We start from the raw sequence: 19,285 nt of genomic DNA on the forward strand, positions 1-19,285 counted from the left end.
ATCAGCGTGGGTATGCGGATGCCGGGCCGGGACCGGGTAGGGTCTGACGCCGTGCCCGGCAATCCGCGCCCCCGCGCCGTCGCTCCCGTCCGGCTCGCCGATCTGGCGGCCCTGGTGGGAGCGGACCTCGAGAACGCGACCGACGTCGACGTGACCGGGATCACCCATGCCAGCGGCGAGGTGCGCCCGGGCGACCTCTACGCGGCCCTGCCCGGCGCCCGCCGGCACGGTGCCGAGTTCGTGCCGGCCGTCGCCGCCGCCGGTGTGGTCGCGGTGCTGACCGACGCGGCCGGGGCACCGGCCGCCGCCGCGGCGGGCCTGCCGGCGATCGTGGTCGACGACCCGCGCGAGGCGCTCGGCGCGGTCGCGGCCGCCGTCTACGGCGACCCCACGGCCGACCTGGTGGTCATCGGCCTGACCGGCACCGCGGGCAAGACCTCGACCGCCTACCTGGTCGAGTCCGGCCTGCGCGCGGCCGGCCACGTGACCGGCCTGATCGGCACCGTGGAGACTCGCCTCGGCGACCTCGTCGTCGACAGCGTGCGGACCACGCCCGAGGCCACCGACCTGCACGCGCTGCTGGCCGTGGCCCGCGAGCGCGGGGTGACCGCGGTGGTGATGGAGGTGTCCAGCCACGCGCTGGCGATGGGCCGCGTCGGCGGGGTGCGCTTCGCGGTCGGCGGCTACACCAACTTCGGCCAGGACCACCTGGACTTCCACGCCGACCGCGACGACTACTTCGCCGCCAAGGCCAAGCTGTTCGACGGGCGCTGCCGGGTCGAGATCCTCAACCTGGACGAGCCGGCCCTGGCGCCGCTGCGCAAGCCGGCCACGGTGACCTACTCGGCCGCCGGCGACCAGGCGGCCACGTGGTGGGCGGACGGGGTCGTGGACGCCGGCTACGGCCAGGCGTTCACCGCTCACGGCCCGGACGGGGCCGTCGACGCCGGTGTGGCGCTCCCCGGCCTGCACAACGTCGCCAACGCGCTCCTGGCCATCTCCGCGCTGGTCGCCGTCGGGGTCGACCCCGCGACCGCGGCGGAAGGCGTCGCCGCGTGCCCGGGCGTGCCCGGGCGACTCGAGGTCGTCGACGCGCCCGGCCCGGTGCTCGGCGTCGTCGACTACGCGCACAAGCCCGACGCGATCGTCGCCGCCCTGCGCGCCCTGCGCGCCCGGGCCACCAGCCGCGGCGGCCGGCTGATCTGCGTGATCGGCGCGGGCGGCGACCGCGACCGGGGCAAGCGCCCGCTGATGGGCGCGGCCGCGGCCGAGGGCGCCGACCTGGTGCTGGTCACCGACGACAACCCGCGCACGGAGGAGCCGGCCGCGATCCGCGCCGAGGTGCTCACCGGCGCGACGGGTCCGGCGATGGTCGAGGAGATCACCGGCGGGCGGCGCGCGGCCATCGACGAGGCGGTCCGCCGGGCCGGCGAGGACGACGTGATCGCGGTGCTCGGCAAGGGGCACGAACGAGGGCAGGAGGTGGCCGGCGTGACGCACCCGTTCGACGACCGGGTCGAGCTCGCGGCGGCACTGCGCGCGCGGTTCGGCCACCTGGTGGGTCAGCGATGATCACGATGCGCCTCGACGAGGTGGCCGCGGCGGCCGGCGGCCGGCTGGTCGGCGCTGACCCGGCGGCCGTGGTGTCCGGCCCCGTCGAGTACGACTCGCGCAAGCCCACCGCCGGCGGCCTGTTCGTCGCCTTTCCCGGTGCGAAGGTCGACGGCCACGACTTCGCGGCGGCGGCGGTCGCCGACGGCGCGGTCGCGGTGCTCGGCACCCGGCCGGTCGAGGGCGTGCCGATGGTGCTGGTCGACGACCCGCTCGCCGCGCTGGCCGGGCTGGCCCGCGCGTCGCTGTCCCGGCTGCCCGACCTGTGCGTGATCGGCCTGACCGGCTCGTCCGGCAAGACCACCACCAAGGACCTGGTCGCCCAGCTCGCCGCGAAGCTCGGCCCGACGGTGGCGCCGGCCGGCTCGCTCAACAACGAGCTCGGCTTCCCGCACACCGTGCTCAAGGCCGACGAGCAGACCCGCTACCTGGTGCTGGAGATGGGCGCCCGGGGAGCCGGCCACATCAGCTACCTCGCCGGCATCGCCACGCCGCGGGTCGGTGTGGTGCTCAACGTCGGCACCTCGCACATCGGCGAGTTCGGCTCGGTCGACAACATCGCCGCGGCCAAGGGCGAGCTGGCGGAGGCCGTACCCGTGGACGGGGTGGCGATCCTCAACGCCGACGACGAGCGGGTCCGCAAGATGGCGGTGCGCACGCGGGGCCGGGTGGTCCTGGTCGGCGAGTCGCCGGACGCGGACGTGCGCGCCGACGAGGTGACCATGGACTCCAACGGGCACGCGTCGTACACGCTGCGGGTGGCCCGGGGCAGTGTGCCCGTGCGGCTGCGGGTGCCCGGCCGGCACCAGGTTGGCAACAGCCTCGCCGCCGCCGCGGTCGCCCGCGAGCTGGGCATGCCGCTGCGCGAGCTGGGCGAGGCCCTGGGTGAGCTGACGCTGCGCTCCGCGCGCCGGATGGACGTCTTCGAGCGCACCGACGGGTCGACCGTCATCGACGACTCGTACAACGCGAACCCGGCGTCGATGGCCGCCGCCCTGCGGGCGCTGGCGACCATCGGAGCCGGGCGGCGTACCGTCGCGGTCCTCGGCTACATGGCCGAGCTGGGCGAGTACGAACGCTCCGGTCACGAAGAGGTCGGGCGGCTCGCCGCGGAGCTGGGCGTCGACCGGTTGGTGGTCGTGTCCGACGCGGCCGGGCCGATCCACGACGGCGCGACGGCCCACCCGGGCTGGGAAGGCAGGTCCGAGGTGGTGGACGACCAGGCGGCGGCGATCGAGGCGCTGCGGGCCGATCTGCGGCCGGGCGACGTGGTCCTGGTGAAGGGCTCCCGGTACCGGACCTGGGACGTGGTGGACTCCCTCCGGGAGAACGGCAGCACGGCGTGAGGGCGGTCATCGTCGCGATGGCGGTGGCGTTCCTCGTCTCGCTGTTCGGCACGCCGCTCGCGATCAAGGTGTTCACCCGGTTGAAGGCCGGCCAGCCGATCCGGGCCGACGGTCCCCAGATGCACATGGGCAAGAAGGGCACGCCGACGATGGGCGGCGTGGTCTTCATCGTGGCCACGGTGATCGCCTACGTGGCCGGGCACATCGCGCTGACCACCCTGCCGTCGCAGCAGATCTTCCAGGTCGGCCCGACGATCACCGCGCTGGTGCTGCTGGGCCTGCTGGTGTTCTGCGGCGCGGTCGGCTTCATCGACGACTTCCTGAAGGTCCGCCGGCGGCACAGCGGCGGCCTCAACAAGCGGGGCAAGCTGGCCGGCCAGCTCCTGGTCGGCGCCACGTTCGGCATCATCGCGCTCTACTTCCCGAGCACGATGCTGGACACCACCGGCAGCCGGACCAACAGCGAGACCGTCGGCAGCACGGCCATCTCGTTCATCCGCGAGGTCAGCTGGCTCGACATCGGCAAGGTCGGCTCGGTCATCCTGTTCGTCTTCGTCGTGCTCGCCGCGACCAACGGCGTCAACCTGACCGACGGGCTGGACGGCCTGGCCACCGGCGCGACGACGATGGTCCTCGGCGCGTACGCGTTGATCGCGTTCTGGCAGTACCGGCACTGGTGCGCCGACCCGAGCTACGTGAAGGCCGGCGCCGACACCTACTGCTACGCCGTACGCGATCCCCTGGAGATAGCCCTGATCGCCGGGGCCGGTGCCGGGGCCTGCGTCGGGTTCCTCTGGTGGAACACCTCGCCGGCCCGGATCTTCATGGGTGACACCGGCGCGCTCGGCCTGGGCGGCCTGATCGCCGGCATGGCGATGTCGACCCGCACGATCATGCTGCTGCCGATCATCGGCGGCCTCTACGTGATCATCACGATGTCGGTGGTCATCCAGATCATCTCGTTCCGGACCACGGGCAAACGGGTGTTCCGCATGTCGCCGCTCCAACACCACTTCGAGTTGGCGGGCTGGAGCGAGGTCAACATCGTGGTCCGCTTCTGGATCATCGCCGGCATCGGCGTCGCGATGGCCCTGGGCCTCTTCTACAGCGACTTCCTCGCGTCCGTCAGTTAGGGCTCAGGCCGACACGCCGAAGATTTCTCCGCTGTCCCGGCGTGCCGAGCGCCCATGATGGGCCGGTGGGGGAGGAAGCGAAACAGGGTTCGGTCGCCGCACAGGCCCGCCGCTCGCTGTTCGACGGCGGGATCTCGGCGCTGCGCGGGCTGCTCGGCCGTCCGCTGGCGTCCTACTACCTGCTGATCTCCAGCGCGGGCCTGCTGCTGGTCATCGGCCTGACCATGGTCTTCTCGGCGACCGGCCCGCGGGACATCGCCGACGACGGCAACGCGTTCGCCGCGTTGGCCAAGCAGGCGCTGTTCGCCGTCGTCGGGTTGGCCGCGTTCTGGGTGTGCCAGCGGCTGCCGGCCCGCACGTTCCGGGCGCTGGCCCGTCCGGTCCTGGGCGTCGCGATCGCGCTGCTGCTGTTCCTCAACGGGCTCAACGCGCTGGCGGCGGTCCGCGAGGAGGAGGTGGTGCACCTCGGCCCGATCCAGAGCGACGAGCTCTGGCTGCACATCGGGTCGTTCCAGCTGCAGCCCTCGGAGTTCGTCAAGATCGGCCTGATCCTCTGGGCGGCCGACGTGGTCAGCCGCAAGGGCCCCGCGCTGACCTACTGGCGCGAGCTGGCCATGCCGCTGTTCCCGGTGGTCGCGCTGCTCTTCATCCTGGTCGGCTACAAGGACCTCGGCACGATGCTGATCCTGATGGCCATCGTGGTCGGCGTGCTCTGGGCGGCCGGCGTGCGGATGCAGGTGTTCGCGAGCCTGTTCGTGGCCGGGCTGGCCGGCATCGGCGTGCTGATCGCGGCCGCGTACTACCGCTTCGCCCGGCTCCTGACCTTCTTCAACCCGCCGACGGACTGCGCTCAGGAGGGCTGCTACCAGGGCATCCAGGGCCGGTACGCGATCGACAACGGCGGCTGGTTCGGCGTCGGGCTGGGTCAGGGCCAGCTCAAGTGGGGCTGGCTGCCGGCCGCGGACAACGACTTCATCTTCGCCGTGATCGCCGAGGAGCTCGGCGTGATCGGCTGCATCGTGGTGCTCGCGCTGTTCGGGGTGCTGGCCTACACCGGCCTGCGGATCGCCCGGCGCATCGACGACCCGTTCCGCCGCCTGGTCGCCGCCGCGCTGACCACCTGGCTGGTCGCCCAGGCCCTGATCAACATCGGTGGCGTGGTCGGGCTCATCCCGATCACGGGCCTGCCGCTGCCGTTCATCTCCGACGGCGGCAGCGCCCTCGTGGTGACCATGGCCGCCATCGGCATGCTGGCATCCTTCGCCCGCGCCGAACCCGATGCCGCCCGAGCCCTGCATGCCCGCCCGCCGGCCCGATGGGTCCGACTACTCTGGGCCCCGCTGCCTCCGTTGCCCTCGGCACCGAAGGCCAGCCGTCCGCCGGCGTCCGCCGGTGGGCGCGCCGCGCGCGAGCGTGCCGGCGTGGGTGGCGAGAGGAGACGGTGATGGGTCCGCTGCGGTCGGTCGTGCTGGCTGGTGGAGGGACGGGTGGGCACATCTATCCGTTGCTCGCCTTCGCCGACTGTCTCCGCCGTCATGATCCATCGGTCCGGATCACCTGCCTCGGCACGCCCAAGGGCCTGGAGAACGAGCTGATCCCGCCCCACGGGTACGACCTGCGGCAGATCCCGGCGTTCCAGCTGCCCCGGTCGGTCAACATGGCGCTCCTGCGTACTCCCGACCGGATGGTGACGTCGACCCGCGCGGCCGGCAAGATCCTCGACGAGGTCAACGCCGACGTGGTGGTCGGCTTCGGCGGCTACGTCTCGGTGCCCGGCTACCTGGCGGCCTGGCGCCGCGAGGTGCCGATCGTGGTCCACGAGGTCAACGTGCCGCCGGGCGTGGCCAACCGGATGGGCATGCGGTTCACCAAGTACGTGGCGGTCGGCTTCCCGCACCAGCCGCAGCAGGCCGAGTCGCTGCGCGACGCCCGGGTGGTCGGCGTGCCGCTGCGCTCCTCGATCGCCCACCTCGACCGCCGTGCGGCCTCCGCGGCCGCCCGCGCGCGCTTCGGGCTGCGCCCCGACCTGCCGGTGCTGTTCGTCTCGGGCGGCTCGCAGGGCGCCCGCTCGATCAACCTGGCCGTCGCCGGTGCCGCCAAGGAGCTGTCCCGGGCCGGGGTGCAGGTGCTGCACGTGATCGGCGCCCGCAACGAGCCGGTCTCGATCCCCAACGACCTGCCGGTGCCCTACGTGACGATCCCCTACCTGAGCCAGATGGAGCTCGGGTACGCGGCCGCCGACCTGATGCTGAGCCGGGGTGGCGCGATGACGGTCGCCGAGGTGGCCGCGATCGGCCTGCCGACGATCTACGTGCCGTACCCGTACAGCAACCAGGAGCAGAGCCGCAACGCCCAGCCCGTGGTCGACGCCGGCGGCGGCCTGCTGGTCGACGACGGCGAGATGACGCCGGCGTGGGTCGAGCGCACCGTGATCCCGCTGCTGCGCGACCCGCACCGGCTGGCGGCGATGAGCTACGCGGCCGCGGGCTACGGCCGGCGCGACGGTGACGAAGCGCTGCTCGACTTCGTTTACGAAGCGGCCACGCAGGCCCGATAGGACACTGACGAGAGCGAGGCACGGTGGCAGGGCTCGACATCGCGGACTTCACCCCCGCCGGCACGGTGGCGGCTGAGGAGCTGGGCACGGTGCACCTGATCGGTGTGGGCGGTGTCGGCATGAGCGGGCTGGCCCGCCTGCTGCTGACCCGGGGCATCCCGACGTCCGGCAGTGAGCTGCGGGAGTGGCCGGCGCTGGCCGGGCTGCGCGCGCTCGGCGGCACGATCCACATGCGGCACGTCCCGGAGAACCTGGACGGCGTCGACACGGTGGTCTACTCGACGGCCATCCCGCAGGACCACCTCGAGCTCGAGGAGGCCCGCCGGCGCGGGCTGCGGATCATGCACCGGTCCGAGGCCCTCGCCGCCGCGATGACCGGCCGGCGCACCGTCGCCGTGGCCGGCACGCACGGCAAGACCACCACCACCTCGATGATCACGCTGATCCTCCAGCACGCCGGGCTCGACCCGTCGTTCGTGATCGGCGGCGAGATCTCCGAGGTCGGCTCCAACGCCCACCACGGCAGCGGCGACCTGTTCGTCGCCGAGGCCGACGAGAGCGACCGGTCGTTCCTGCTCTACCGGCCGTACGTGTCGATCATCACGAACATCGACGCCGACCACCTCAACACCTACGGCGACCTGGCCGGGCTCGAGGCGGCGTTCCTGGAGTACGCGCTGCTGACCGACCCGGCCGGCTTCGTGGTGACCTGTGCCGACAACGAGGGCACCCGGCGGCTGGCCGAGACGCTGCGGGCCCAGGGGCGGCGCGTGCTGACCTACGGGGTGGCCGAGGACGCCGACCTGCGGCTGAGTGACATCTCCTCCTCGGTGCTCGGCGTCCGCTACCAGGCCACGCTGCTCGGCGAGGAGGCCGGCGAGATCCGGCTGCCGGTGCCGGGCGGGCACTTCGGGCTCAACAGCGCGGCCGCCGTGCTCGCGGCCGTCGAGCTGGGCGTCTCGCTGCCGGTCACCGTGGAGGCCCTGGCGGCGTTCCCGGGCGTGCGCCGCCGGTTCGAGCGCCGGGGTGTCGCCAACGGCGTCGTGGTCTACGACGAGTACGCGTACCACCCCGTGTCGGTGACGGCCGCGCTGGAGACGCTGCGCGAGGTCGCGGCCGGTGGCCGCCTGGTGGTGGTCTTCCAGCCGTACCGGGTCTACCGCACCCGCGACATGGAGGCCGAGTTGGCCGCCGCGCTGGCGATCGCCGACGAGGCGATCGTGCTGGAGGTCTTCGGCCCCGGTGAGACCCGTGGCCCGGGCGAGGGCGGTGTCGCGCTGACCGCGGCGATCGACCTGCCCGCGGCCCACAAGGTGTTCGTGCCTGACTGGGACGCGGTGGCGGCCGAGGTGGTCCGCCGGGCCCGTCCCGGCGACCTGGTGGTCACGATGGGCGCCCCGCCGAGCTCGCTGCTCGGCGACGAGCTGCTCGCCGCCCTTTCGGCGGCCGACCCGGCCGTGGGCGGCGCGGCGGCGGGTTCGGTGTCGCCGGTCGCCGGCTGATGACCGTCCGGCCCGGCGGCGGCGCGCCCGAGCGGCGCCGCTGGACCCTGGTGCGCGCGGGCAGTGACGCGATGCCGTCGTCGGTGCGCCGGTTCATGCGGCGGGCGCGCCGCCGGCGGCTGCGGGCGGCGCTGCCCTGGGCGGTCGGCGTCGGCTCGCTGGCGGTGCTCGGCCTGCTGGCGTGGATCGTGCTGGGCTCCAGCCTGCTCGGGGTGCGGACGGTCGCCGTGGACGGTGTGGCGCTGCTCAGCCCGGACGAGGTGCGGGCCGCCGCGGCGGTGCCGGCCGGTGCCCCGCTGGCCCGCCTCGACCTCGAGGCGGTCGCGGCCCGGGTGGGCACGCTGCCCGCCGTGGAGAAGGCCACCGTCACCCGGCAGTGGCCCGACGGGCTGACGGTCGTCGTCGTGGAGCGCACGCCCGAGGCGGTGGTGCCGCAGGGCAAGCGGTTCCTGGTGGTCGACCGGTTCGGCGTGGTGTTCCAGGACCTCAACCGCCGCCCGGCCCACCTGCCGCTCGTGCGGATCGCCGACCCGCGCGGCAACGTCGACGGCACCCGTGGCGCCGTCGACGTGATCGCCGCGCTGTCGCAGTCCCTGCGCCGCCAGCTGGTCGACGTGACCGTTGCCGGGCCGGCCCAGATCACCCTCAAGCTGTCCGGCGGCCGCACGGTTGTCTGGGGCGACGCGAGCCGCAACACCGAGAAGGCCACGGTGACCGCGGGGCTGTTGCAGAGGGACGGAACGACGTTCGACGTCAGCGATCCCGGGGTCGTCACGATCCGCTGAAGAAATACCGCGTGGCGACACGCCGTACCTGGTCCTTGGATCACGGTCGTGTCCCGCTTACGTTGCCCCAGAGGCCGAGCAGTTGACATAACTCTAAGCCTCTAGTAGAGGGTGAGGGTTTCCTCCCTTGCCCTTCGCGTAGCGGCGGCATGCCGCGTCCGGCCGCACACGGGAAGGGAAGGCACCCCCGATGACACCTCCGCACAACTACCTGGCGGTCATCAAGGTCGTCGGCATCGGTGGCGGTGGCGTCAACGCCGTCAACCGAATGATCGAAGTCGGCCTCAAGGGCGTCGAGTTCATCGCCATCAACACCGACGCACAGGCGCTGCTGATGAGCGACGCCGACGTGAAGCTCGACGTCGGCCGCGAGCTGACCCGGGGCCTCGGCGCCGGCGCCAACCCCGACGTCGGCAAGAGCGCGGCCGAGGACCACCGCGACGAGATCGAAGAGGTGCTCAAGGGCGCCGACATGGTCTTCGTGACGTGCGGCGAGGGCGGCGGCACGGGCACCGGCGGCGCGCCGGTGGTCGCGAACATCGCCCGCAAGCTCGGCGCGCTCACCATCGGCGTGGTCACCCGGCCGTTCTCGTTCGAGGGCAAGCGCCGCCAGGTGCAGGCCGAGGCGGGGATAGACGAGCTCCGCAACCAGTGCGACACGCTGATCGTGATCCCGAACGACCGGCTGCTGGCGCTCGGCGACCGCGGCATCAGCATGATGGACGCGTTCCGCCAGGCCGACCAGGTGCTGCTCTCCGGTGTCCAGGGGATCACCGACCTGATCACCACGCCGGGTCTGATCAACCTCGACTTCGCCGACGTCAAGAGCGTCATGAGCGGCGCCGGCAGCGCCCTGATGGGCATCGGCAGCGCCCGCGGCGACAACCGCGCCGTGGAGGCCGCCGAGGCCGCCATCTCCAGCCCGCTGCTGGAGCAGAGCATGGACGGCGCGCGCGGCGTGCTGCTCTCCATCGCCGGCGGCTCCGACCTCGGCCTCTTCGAGATCAACGACGCGGCCCAGCTCGTCACCGACGCGGCCCACCCGGACGCCAACATCATCTTCGGCGCGGTCATCGACGACGCCCTCGGCGACGAGGTGCGGGTCACCGTCATCGCGGCGGGCTTCGACGGCGGCACGCCCGCCTACAAGCCCTCGGAGCCGGTGCGAAAGGCGACGCAGCCCCAGCCGGTCGTGACCAGCGCGCCGATCGAGACGGTGCCGCCGCCGGTCGCTCCGGCCCAGCCGGCCCGCCGCGTCCTGTTCGACGACGTGGACGTGCCCGACTTCCTTAAAAACGGCTCTTAGGTCTTGATCTGCGCCGGAGGCGCCTCCGGGAAGCAGAGCACGGGTCGTAATAGCCTCACCCTGGTGAGTGCTGACGAAGTCCGGCGCGCCGAGCTGGCGGCCAACCTGGTCCGGGTCCGGGCCCGGATCGACGCCGCCCGCTCGGCCGCTGGGCGCACCGACGAGGTCACCCTGGTCGCGGTCACCAAGACCTACCCGGCCAGCGACGTCGGGCTCCTGGCGGACCTGGGCGTCAGCGACGTCGGTGAGAACAAGGACCAGGAGGCGGCGCCCAAGGCCGCCGAGATCGGTCGTCGGGTGCGTTGGCACTTCGTCGGCCAGCTCCAGCGCAACAAAGCCAAATCTGTGGCCGCGTACGCGGATGTCGTGCAGTCGGTCGACAGCGTCCGGCTGGCGGCGGCGCTGGACCGGGCCGCCGACGGGCACGGCCGCGTCATCGAGGTGCTGCTCCAGGTGAGCCTCGACGGCGACCCGGCCAGGGGCGGCGCGCTGCCCGGCTCGGCCGACCCGGACCGCGGTCTGGCACCCGCGGCGGAGGCGGTCGTGGGCGCTTCGGCGCTGCGGTTGGCCGGCCTGATGGCGGTCGCGCCGCTGGGTGTGGAGCCGGATCGGGCGTTCGCCCGGCTGGCCGAGATCGCCGCCGCGTTCCATGTCGATCATCCGACAGCCACGGTCCTGTCGGCGGGAATGTCCGATGACCTGGAAAACGCCGTTTCACACGGCGCGACACATGTGCGGATCGGTAGCGCGTTGCTCGGTAAGCGTCACTACCTGGGGTAGCCTGACGGCGGACACCAAACTACATCGGTGTTGTTTTCCATGCAGACCTTCGCAGCGCCGGGGGGCGCGCCGTCAACCGGGAGGGTGACGGCACCGGAAGGTCGGCTTGGTGCCGATGCATAGACGGAGTCCACGCGCGTGACAGTGGCTCGGGCAGGGGGGCTCGTGCCACACGGCGGACGGAGGGGCGCGACACATGGGAGCTTTGCGAAAGGCGGGCGTCTGGCTCGGGTTGGTCGAAGAGGAAGACGACGACCGGGGCTACGACGACGGCTATGACGGCCGGTCCGGCGGCAGCCGGTCCGGTGATGCGGGCTACCGCGAATCGCGTTACCGGTCCAGCCGCTACAGCGACGAGTTCGCCGAGGACGACGACGAGGCCGAGGACGCGCCGGCGGTGCCGCGCGCCCGGTCGACCCGCCACACCGACCGGCACACCGACCGCCCCAGCCGGCTGGAGGCCGCCGAGGCCGAGCTCGCTGAGGCGCGTGAGGCCCGTGAGTCGCGCGCGGAACGCGCCCTGGAGCGGTCCAGCGTGCGTTCGATCACTCGTTCGCCCGCTCCGGAGAGCCCGTCGCAGGTGAGCTACGCCACCCGGGACAACCTCGCACTGGCTCCGCAGGTGCAGTTGCGCGAGCGTGCGGTGGTCGCCGACGACGAACAGCGCTACCAGATCACGACGCTGCATCCGACCACCTATCGCGAAGCCCGCACCATCGGTGAGCATTTCCGGGACGGTGTTCCGGTGATCATCAACCTCACCGAAATGGATGAGTCCGACGCCCGCCGTCTGGTGGATTTTGCGGCGGGCTTGGCGTTTGGTTTGCGGGGTACGATCGAGCGCGTCACCAACCGGGTGTTCCTGCTTTCACCGGCCAACGTCCAAGTCACGGCAGAGGACAAGGCGAAGATCGCTGAAGGCGGTTTCTTCACACTGCCGTAGCCCTGAGCAGGGCAAGAGCCGGCCTGACGGAGGGTTGCGCGAGTCGTGCTTTCGATTCTGTTCCAGGTCCTCTACCTGCTGATCTACTTCTTCCTGATCACTCTGCTCGCACGATTCGTATTGAGCGCCGTGCTTCAATACGGCCGTCGTTGGCAACCGAGGCGCGGTGCGGCCGCCGGACTCGAAGTGGTGTGGAGCGTCACCGATCCGCCCCTCAAGGCGTTGAGGCGTGTGATCCCACCACTGCGGATCGGTAACCTCAGCATCGACCTCGCTTCGCTTGTGCTCTTGGTTATCCTGTTCGTGCTGATGAGATTCGTGGTGCAGCCCTGGATCTGACACACGGTCTGACCAGGAGCAACGCGGCTGCAACTGACCCGAGGAGTTTCGATGCCGCTTACCCCGGCCGACGTGCACAACGTCGCCTTCAAGAAACCCCCGATCGGCAAACGGGGGTACGACGAGGAGGAGGTCGACGCTTTCCTCGATGAGGTCGAGCGCGAACTCGCCCGGCTGATCGAGGAGAACAACGAGCTGCGCGCTCAGGTCGAGCGTGGCGGACCCCGAGGCGGCGCGCCAGCCGGCCCGGGTGCCGACCCTCGACTGGCCGCTGAGCTCAACGACCTCAAGGCCCAGCTCGACCGGATCCAGCGTGACAAGGCCGCCGCTGAGCAGGCCGCCCGCGCCATGCAGGGCGAGCTTGAGCAGATGCGCGCCCAGGGCGCCCCGGTCGTGGGCGGCGACGGCGAGCAGCAGGCCCTCCGGGTCCTGATGATGGCCCAGCGCACGGCCGACGACCACGTGTCCGACGCCCGCCGCGAAGCCGACAAGCTGCTCTCCGACGCCCGCACCAAGGCCGAAGAGGTCACCCGCGAGGCGCGGGCCAAGGCCGACGCGCTCGAGCGTGACGCGCGGCAGCGGCACCAGGAGGCCATGGGCGGTCTCGACGCCAAGCGCACGGCACTGCAGAAGCACATCGAAGAGCTCAAGCAGTTCGAACGGGAGTACCGCACCCGGCTCAAGGCTTACCTGGAGAGCCAGCTTCGTGACCTCGACGGTCGCGGGCAGGGGCTCGAGGCCGAGATGACCCGGACCGACGGCAATCGGTCCGTGACATCCGGTGCACCGGGTCTGGCCACCGCCGGTCTCGCGGGCTCCTACGGCGGCGCGGGACGCTCCGGCTCCCTCGAAGCCGGCCGCTAAGAGCTCCTCGAACCGACGACGGTTCCGTAAGCCCAACCGGGGGCGGGCATGCGTCCCCCGGACGGTGCCGTGTGTCTCCGGCGTACCCGGGTCCCCCCGGGGGCGCGCCGGACCCACGACATCTATCCAGAAAGCGGCGGGGGTGAGCCGTGATCGTTGCAAGTTTGGTGCTCATCCTCGGTGCTGTCACGCTGCTCGTGCTCGGACTCGCAAGCAGTTCGAGCGTGTTGCTGGTCCTGTCGATCGCGGCGAGCCTTTTCGCCGCTGTCGCGCTCGTCGTCGGCGCCCGTCAGGCGGCCGCGGCGCGGGCTCAGGCCAGCTACACCGACGAGCGTTTCCGGCGTGCCGGCGACGAGGATGACTCGAGAGTGTTCCACCACCGCTCGACGGTCCGGGGCAACGAGCCCGGCCGCCGGCGGGCGACCGCATGGGGGGCAGACGAGACGTCTGTCGCGGTCGCTGATCCCGTCGCTCCACCGAGCGTGCCCAACCAGGGCGCCTACCGGTCGGGCGAGGGCACGGAGTACGGCCGCCGCAGGGCGGCGGCCGCGACCGTCGACGAGCCGGGGGGCCTTGTCGACGACCGGACGGGTCAGTACGACGAGGGCTTCGCGGACCTGCGCGCCGATGGTCCCCCGCCGGGTCAGGGCTGGCCGGGCCAGCAACAGGCCCCGCCGCGGCAGACCTACGCCGCGCCCGACCCGGCCGACGACGATGACGATGATGACGACGATCCGCCGGACGAGCCGGCGGCCCAGTTCGTCTCGGCCGCCGACGCGGCCCGGGTGGCGCGGATGTCCGCGCCGGTCCTGGTCTGCGACGGACGCCCGCGCTATCACATCATGGGCTGCGTGCACCTGCTCGGTCGCGAGAGCGAGCCGTTGCCGGTGAGCGAGGCCGCGGAGCTCGGGTTCACACCCTGCAGCCTCTGCGAACCGGACAGCGCCCTACTCGCGGGAGCACGCCGGGTCTAGCTCCGGGTCTAAGTGTTTACAAGAAGGGCACCCGTTCCATGGGTGCCCTTCTTGGCACAATGAGGCATGGTCAGCAGGTCCGTCGTGGTAGCCGTCCGGGTGAAACCGGGTGCTTCGCGTGCCCGGACCGGGGGCCGGCACGACGGTCCGCACGGTCCGGCGCTGGTCGTCGCCGTCACGGCCCGGGCCGTCGACGGCCAGGCCACCGAGGCCGCCCGCCGCGCGGTGGCCGACGCGTTCGGGCTGCGGGCGAGCGCGGTCTCCCTCAAGACGGGCGCGACCAGCCGCGACAAGCTCTTCACCGTGGAGTTGCCGGGCGGTGCGGCCGGCGACGCCGCGCTCGACCGGTTCTCCGTGCTGCGCGCCGGCCCGGGTCGGTGAGCGAGCAGCTCAACCTCGCCCTGCTCCTCGGGGCGGGGGTGCTGCTCGTAGCGGTCGCGGCCGTGCGCCTGTCCACCCGGCTCGGCCTGCCCAGCCTCCTGGTCTACCTGGCGCTCGGCCTGCTCATCGGCGAGTCCGGGCTGGGCATCCAGTTCGAGAACGCCTCGCTGACCCGGACCCTCGGGTTCGCCGCCCTGATCGTGATCATCGCCGAGGGCGGGCTGACCGCCCGGTGGTCGACGCTGCGCCCGGTCCTCGGCGTCTCGCTGACCCTGGCCACGGTCGGCGTCGCGGTCAGCATCGCGGTGGTCGGGGTGGCCGTACACCTGCTGCTCGACCTGGACTGGCGGCTCGCGCTGCTGTACGGCGCGGTGGTCGCGTCGACGGACGCGGCCGCGGTGTTCGCGACCCTGCGCAAGATGCGGCTGCCGGCGCGGCTCGTGGCCACCGTCGAGGCCGAGTCCGGCATCAACGACGCGCCGGTCGTGCTGGTGGTCGTGCTGCTGGCGACCGTCGGCCCGTTCGCCCACCCGTGGTGGTGGGAGGTCCTGGTGATCTTCTACGAGCTGGTGATCGGCGGCGCGATCGGCCTCGTGGTCGGCGCCGGCGGGGTCTGGGTGCTCCGCCGCGCGGCACTGCCGTCGTCGGGCCTCTACCCGATCGCGGTGGTCGGGCTGACCGCGCTGGCGTACGCGGCCGGCGCCGTCGCCCACGCGTCCGGGTTCCTGGCCGTCTACACGGCAGGCGTGGTGCTCGGCAACGCGCGGCTGCCGCACCGGCAGACGATCCTCGGCTTCGCCGACGGGTTGGCCTGGGTCGCCCAGATCGGCCTGTTCGTGCTGCTCGGCCTGCTCGCCTCGCCCAGCCGGCTGGACGACGTGCTGGTGCCGGCCCTGGTGGTCGGCGTCGCGCTGGTGTTCCTGGCCAGGCCGCTGTCGGTGCTGGTGTCGGCCCTCCCGTTCGGGGTGCCGCTGCGGGCCCAGGCGTTCCTGGCCTGGGCCGGACTGCGCGGTGCGGTGCCGGTGGTGCTGGCGACCATCCCGCTCTCGGCCGGTTCGCCGGGTGCCGCCCGGCTCTTCGACGTGGTGTTCGTGCTCGTCCTGATCTTCACGGTGCTCCAGGCGACGACGATCGGGCCGGTGGCGCGGGCGCTGGGTGTCACCGCCCCCGCCGAGGCGGCGGAGCTCCGGGTCGAGACGGCGCCGCTGGAACGGATGGGAGCCGATCTCCTCCAGATGGAGGTGCCGCCCGGTTCGATGCTGGCGGGGGTGCACCTCGACGAGCTGCGGCTGCCGGTCGGTGCGGCGGTGACCCTGGTGCTCCGGGACGGCCAGGGCTTCGTGCCGGGCCCCGACACCCGCCTCAAGGTGGGCGACAGCTTGTTGATCGTGGCGACCGCCGCCGTGCGCGACGCCGCGGAACGCCGCCTCCGCGCCGTGAGTCGCCGCGGACGTTTGGCCAGGTGGTTTGCCGAGTACGGGGAGGAAAGGGGCTAACCATCGGTTAAGGTTCCTTTTGTCCTGATTGCCGGCTAATCAGGGGCGGAACTGGTTGAAACGGTGCGGCATGTTGTCGGACGTCTTCACGTTCCGTATTCTTGCCAACCTCCGGAGTGCGCGGCGGCCCGTCGCGCGCCCGTTTTGCACGTGGGGGAACGTGATGGCCGACCGCGCGAGCATCGTCCGGAAAGCACCGGCCTCGGCCGGCGCGCCGGACACGCGCGCCGCCGGACGTCACCCCGACCGCCGACCCCGGCGCACCGAAACCGGCGCCGCCGCCTCCGGCGCGAGTCCCGTGCGAAAGACCGCGGCCACGTCGAACCGAGTTGTCGCGACCGCCCGGATCGAGCCGGTTTCCGCGTCCGGCGACCGGACCAGCTCCGGGCGTAAGACGGTGGTCGCCGCTCAGGCCGGGTCCGGGCGCAAGGCGGCCAAGGCCGGCCCGACCACCAAGAAGGCGAGTCCGGCCAGGGCGACGCCCGCGAAGAAGGCCGCGGCGAAAGCCGCGCCGGCCGAGCGGGCCAACGGTCGGAAAGCGGTCGCCAAGAAGGCCGCGGCCAAGGCGGCGCCCCCGGCCGACGAGGCGGCTGCCGCGAAGGCCACGGTGAAGAAGGCCCCCGCCGGTAAGAAGGCGGCCGGAGCCACGGCGAAGAGCACGGCCAAGGCCGCTGCGAAGACCACGGCCAAGGCGGCGCCCGCGAAGGCCGCCGCGAAGAAGGCGGCTGCCAAGAAGGCCGCTCCGGCGAAGGCCGCCAAGAAGGCCGCGCCGGCGAAGAAGGCGGCCACGAAGGCCGGAAAGGCCGCGCCGGCGAAGCAGACGGCTCGAGCTGGCGGTCCCGTGGACGGGACGGCGACTGCGCGCGCCGACTCGGCCGCCGCCGGCACGCGGAAGAGCACCAGGCGCGCCGGGTCCGATTCCGGACCGGCCGCGTCGGCGTCGGGTCGCGGTGCTGGTGCGGGGCCAGCCGCGCGCTCGAAGGCAGGGTCCCGGACCCGCGCCACCAGGTCGGAGGTGGGCGCCACGAGCGCGCCAACCGGAGCCGACACCTCGATTCAGACCGGGTCTGCCGACCAGGTCGCGTCGCGGCGGAAGCGTTCCTCCGCCGCGACGACAGCACAAACCGCCGCGGGGGCCGCGGCTGAGGGAGAAGCCATGGTGAAGCCAGCCGACACGAAGACCGCCGCCAGCCGCAAGGCGCCCAAGGGCACTCGGACCGCCGCGGAGACGGAGAAGATCCGTGTGGCGCTCTCGGCCCGGCGGGATGAGCTGACCATCGAGCACAGCCAGACGCTGACCGAGATCACCGTCTTGCAGCGCGACCGGTTCACGGACTCGGCGGGCGACGACCAGGCCGACACCGGCACCAAGACCTTCGAGCGCGAGCAGGAGATCACCCTCGCCAACAGCATCCTCGACCGGATCAGCCAGGTGGAGCGCGCGCTGGAGCGGCTCGACGAGGGCGGGTACGGCTGGTGCGAGCGCTGTGGCAACCCGATCCCGGTCGAGCGGCTGGCCGCGTTCCCCTCCGCGACCCTCTGCGTCACCTGCAAGCAGCTGGAGGAGCGCCGGTAGGGCCGGCGTCCGCTCCTTCGCGTAGAGTTGCCCGGCCGGGCCGTGTCACCCGCGGCCCGACCGGGCAACCACGTTTGCACCAGGAGCCCGGCGAACCCAGCCGACGAGGAAGCAGGCCGAGCTGAACGCCGCCGAAGAGGGACAGATGACCGCGACCACGCCCGCGGACGAGACCCCGGCGCCGCCGAAGCGCGCCCGGGCCGCAGCCGTCTGGACGCTGGTGGGCGTCGCCGCCCTCATCATCCTGATCGACCAGCTCACCAAGCACTTCGCCCTCGAAGAGCTCACCGGCCGCGGCCCGGTCCGGATCCTCGGTGGGCTGGTCTACCTCAGCCTCATCCGCAACAGCGGCGCCGCGTTCAGCATGGGCAGCGACTACACCTGGGTCTTCCCGCTCGTCTCGCTGGCGGTGCTGAGCTGGATCACCTGGATGGCGCTCAAGCTCCGCTCGCTGCCCTGGGCGATAGCCCTCGGCCTGGTCGCCGGCGGCGCGCTCGGCAACGTCACCGACCGGCTGTTCCGGGCGCCCGGCCCGTTCCTGGGTCACGTGATCGACATGATCAGCCTGTTCGCGCCGTACGGCGAGAAGTTCGCGGTCTTCAACATCGCCGACAGCGCCCTGACCTGTGGTGTCGTCCTGGCGATCATCCTGGAGTTCAGTGGCCGGCAGCGGGACGGCTCGCGGATACCCTTCCGCAAGCAGGTGAAGGCCAAGGCCGGCGACGACACGGGGTCGGGCGACAAGTGACCTCCCGTGCGTTGCCGGTGCCGGACGGGCTCGACGGCATGCGGCTCGACCAGGCGATCTCCCGGCTCTTCGGCCTGTCCCGCACCGCCGCCGCGGCGATCGTGGAGGCCGGTGACGCGGTCGTCGACGGCACGCCGCGACCCAAGTCCGACAAGGTCGCCGCGGGCGCCTGGCTCGAGGTGCGACTGCCGGAGCCGGAGTCCGCGCTGACCGAGGTCGTCCCGCAGGCGGTGCCGGGCCTGAAGGTGGTCTACGCCGACGACGACATCGTGGTGGTCGACAAGCCGGTCGGCGTCGCCGCCCACCCGAGCCCCGGCTGGACCGGGCCCACCGTGGTCGGCGGCCTGGCCGCGATCGGCCACCGGATCTCCACGAGCGGCGCCGCCGAACGGCAGGGCGTCGTGCACCGACTCGACGTCGGCACGAGCGGCCTGATGGTGGTGGCGAAGAGCGAGCGCGCGTACACCGGACTCAAGCGGGCGTTCAAGGTCCGCGAGGTCGAGAAGCGGTACAGCGCCGTCGTCCAGGGCCACCTCGATCCGTTGCGCGGGACCATCGACGCGCCGATCGACCGGCACCCGCACCACGACTACCGGTGGGCGGTGGTCTCCGGCGGCAAGCCGAGCATCACCCACTACGACACGCTGGAAGCGTTCCCGGCCGCCAGCCTGATCGACGTGCGCCTGGAGACGGGGCGCACGCACCAGATCCGGGTGCACTTCTCGGCGTTGCGGCACCCGTGCGTCGGCGACCTGACCTACGGCGCCGACCCGACGCTGTCCGCCCGGCTCGGGCTGAGCCGGCAGTGGCTGCACGCCCGGGCGCTCTCCTTCGTCCACCCGGGCACGGGCGACGAAGTGTTCTTCGAGAGCAGCTACCCTGACGACCTGCAGCGCGCGCTGGACATCCTGCGCGACTGAGAGCCGAGCCTGGGGGAGGGGATC

General features: G+C 72.4%; 18 protein-coding genes and 1 pseudogene. 18 read left to right on the forward strand and 1 reads right to left on the reverse strand.

Going from position 1 to position 19,285, the window contains the following annotated elements:
- Positions 1-12: 12 nt before the first annotated feature.
- The 15 genes and pseudogenes from CHC05_RS21160 to CHC05_RS21230 all read left to right on the forward strand — a co-directional run bounded on the left by CHC05_RS21160 (position 13) and on the right by CHC05_RS21230 (position 16,017).
- The gene (locus CHC05_RS21160; protein ID WP_089251473.1) at positions 13-1,572 is read left to right on the forward strand and encodes a UDP-N-acetylmuramoyl-L-alanyl-D-glutamate--2,6-diaminopimelate ligase; all 1,560 of its coding nucleotides are present in this window, start codon (positions 13-15) and stop codon (positions 1,570-1,572) included.
- Positions 1,569-2,957, forward strand: coding sequence for a UDP-N-acetylmuramoyl-tripeptide--D-alanyl-D-alanine ligase (locus tag CHC05_RS21165; RefSeq protein ID WP_089251475.1), 1,389 nt, complete (start codon positions 1,569-1,571; stop codon positions 2,955-2,957). The genes CHC05_RS21160 and CHC05_RS21165 overlap by 4 nt, the downstream gene beginning before the upstream one ends.
- Positions 2,954-4,090, forward strand: a complete 1,137-nt coding sequence (gene mraY, locus CHC05_RS21170) for a phospho-N-acetylmuramoyl-pentapeptide-transferase (protein WP_089251477.1) — start codon at positions 2,954-2,956, stop codon at positions 4,088-4,090. The genes CHC05_RS21165 and mraY overlap by 4 nt, the downstream gene beginning before the upstream one ends.
- Positions 4,091-4,155: 65 nt before the next feature.
- Complete coding sequence (locus tag CHC05_RS21175) at positions 4,156-5,535, forward strand: FtsW/RodA/SpoVE family cell cycle protein (protein ID WP_089251479.1); 1,380 nt, start codon at positions 4,156-4,158, stop codon at positions 5,533-5,535.
- Entirely contained in the window at positions 5,535-6,647 is a 1,113-nt protein-coding gene (murG, locus tag CHC05_RS21180; RefSeq protein ID WP_089251481.1) for an undecaprenyldiphospho-muramoylpentapeptide beta-N-acetylglucosaminyltransferase, read from the forward strand. The genes CHC05_RS21175 and murG overlap by 1 nt, the downstream gene beginning before the upstream one ends.
- Positions 6,648-6,670: 23 nt before the next feature.
- Positions 6,671-8,149 (forward strand): UDP-N-acetylmuramate--L-alanine ligase, encoded by a 1,479-nt coding sequence (murC, locus tag CHC05_RS21185; RefSeq protein WP_089251483.1) that lies wholly within the window; start codon positions 6,671-6,673, stop codon positions 8,147-8,149.
- On the forward strand, positions 8,149-8,934 hold the full coding sequence (locus tag CHC05_RS21190) for a cell division protein FtsQ/DivIB (RefSeq protein WP_089251486.1): 786 nt from the start codon (positions 8,149-8,151) through the stop codon (positions 8,932-8,934). The genes murC and CHC05_RS21190 overlap by 1 nt, the downstream gene beginning before the upstream one ends.
- Positions 8,935-9,124: 190 nt before the next feature.
- A complete protein-coding gene (gene ftsZ / locus CHC05_RS21195) occupies positions 9,125-10,240 on the forward strand; it encodes a cell division protein FtsZ (protein ID WP_089251488.1) in 1,116 nt (371 codons plus the stop codon).
- A gap of 63 nt (positions 10,241-10,303) precedes the next feature.
- Positions 10,304-11,020 carry a YggS family pyridoxal phosphate-dependent enzyme gene (locus CHC05_RS21200; RefSeq protein WP_089251490.1) on the forward strand — a complete coding sequence of 239 codons (717 nt, stop codon included), beginning with the start codon at positions 10,304-10,306 and terminating at the stop codon, positions 11,018-11,020.
- A 196-nt stretch (positions 11,021-11,216) separates the two neighbouring features.
- Positions 11,217-11,963: a cell division protein SepF gene (locus tag CHC05_RS21205; protein ID WP_089251492.1), complete on the forward strand. Its 747-nt coding sequence runs from the start codon at positions 11,217-11,219 to the stop codon at positions 11,961-11,963.
- Positions 11,964-12,008: 45 nt separating this feature from the next.
- Positions 12,009-12,302, forward strand: coding sequence for a YggT family protein (locus CHC05_RS21210; protein ID WP_089251494.1), 294 nt, complete (start codon positions 12,009-12,011; stop codon positions 12,300-12,302).
- 51 nt (positions 12,303-12,353) lie between these two features.
- Entirely contained in the window at positions 12,354-13,166 is an 813-nt protein-coding gene (locus CHC05_RS21215) for a DivIVA domain-containing protein (protein WP_089251496.1), read from the forward strand.
- A 149-nt stretch (positions 13,167-13,315) separates the two neighbouring features.
- Positions 13,316-13,537 (forward strand): annotated as a pseudogene (locus CHC05_RS43470) (hypothetical protein); the annotation flags it as partial.
- Positions 13,538-14,206: 669 nt separating this feature from the next.
- Entirely contained in the window at positions 14,207-14,521 is a 315-nt protein-coding gene (locus CHC05_RS21225; RefSeq protein WP_089251500.1) for a DUF167 domain-containing protein, read from the forward strand.
- Complete coding sequence (locus CHC05_RS21230) at positions 14,518-16,017, forward strand: potassium/proton antiporter (RefSeq protein ID WP_089251502.1); 1,500 nt, start codon at positions 14,518-14,520, stop codon at positions 16,015-16,017. Before CHC05_RS21225 ends, CHC05_RS21230 begins: the two co-directional genes overlap by 4 nt.
- A gap of 408 nt (positions 16,018-16,425) precedes the next feature.
- Here the strand turns inward: CHC05_RS21230 and CHC05_RS41585 are convergent, their stop codons facing one another.
- On the reverse strand, positions 16,426-17,043 hold the full coding sequence (locus CHC05_RS41585) for a hypothetical protein (protein ID WP_218824614.1): 618 nt from the start codon (positions 17,041-17,043) through the stop codon (positions 16,426-16,428).
- A 130-nt stretch (positions 17,044-17,173) separates the two neighbouring features.
- Here CHC05_RS41585 and CHC05_RS21240 point away from each other — a divergent pair, with 130 nt between their 5' ends.
- The 3 genes from CHC05_RS21240 to CHC05_RS21250 all read left to right on the forward strand — a co-directional run bounded on the left by CHC05_RS21240 (position 17,174) and on the right by CHC05_RS21250 (position 19,261).
- Positions 17,174-17,593, forward strand: coding sequence for a TraR/DksA family transcriptional regulator (locus CHC05_RS21240; RefSeq protein WP_089251504.1), 420 nt, complete (start codon positions 17,174-17,176; stop codon positions 17,591-17,593).
- Positions 17,594-17,714: 121 nt separating this feature from the next.
- Positions 17,715-18,341 (forward strand): signal peptidase II, encoded by a 627-nt coding sequence (gene lspA / locus CHC05_RS21245; RefSeq protein ID WP_425426819.1) that lies wholly within the window; start codon positions 17,715-17,717, stop codon positions 18,339-18,341.
- Between the two features lie 38 nt (positions 18,342-18,379).
- Complete coding sequence (locus CHC05_RS21250; RefSeq protein WP_089251673.1) at positions 18,380-19,261, forward strand: RluA family pseudouridine synthase; 882 nt, start codon at positions 18,380-18,382, stop codon at positions 19,259-19,261.
- Positions 19,262-19,285: the final 24 nt, after the last annotated feature.

Origin of the sequence: Asanoa hainanensis (assembly GCF_900188485.1) — a bacterium.
GTDB classification, from domain to species: Bacteria; Actinomycetota; Actinomycetes; order Mycobacteriales; family Micromonosporaceae; genus Asanoa; species Asanoa hainanensis.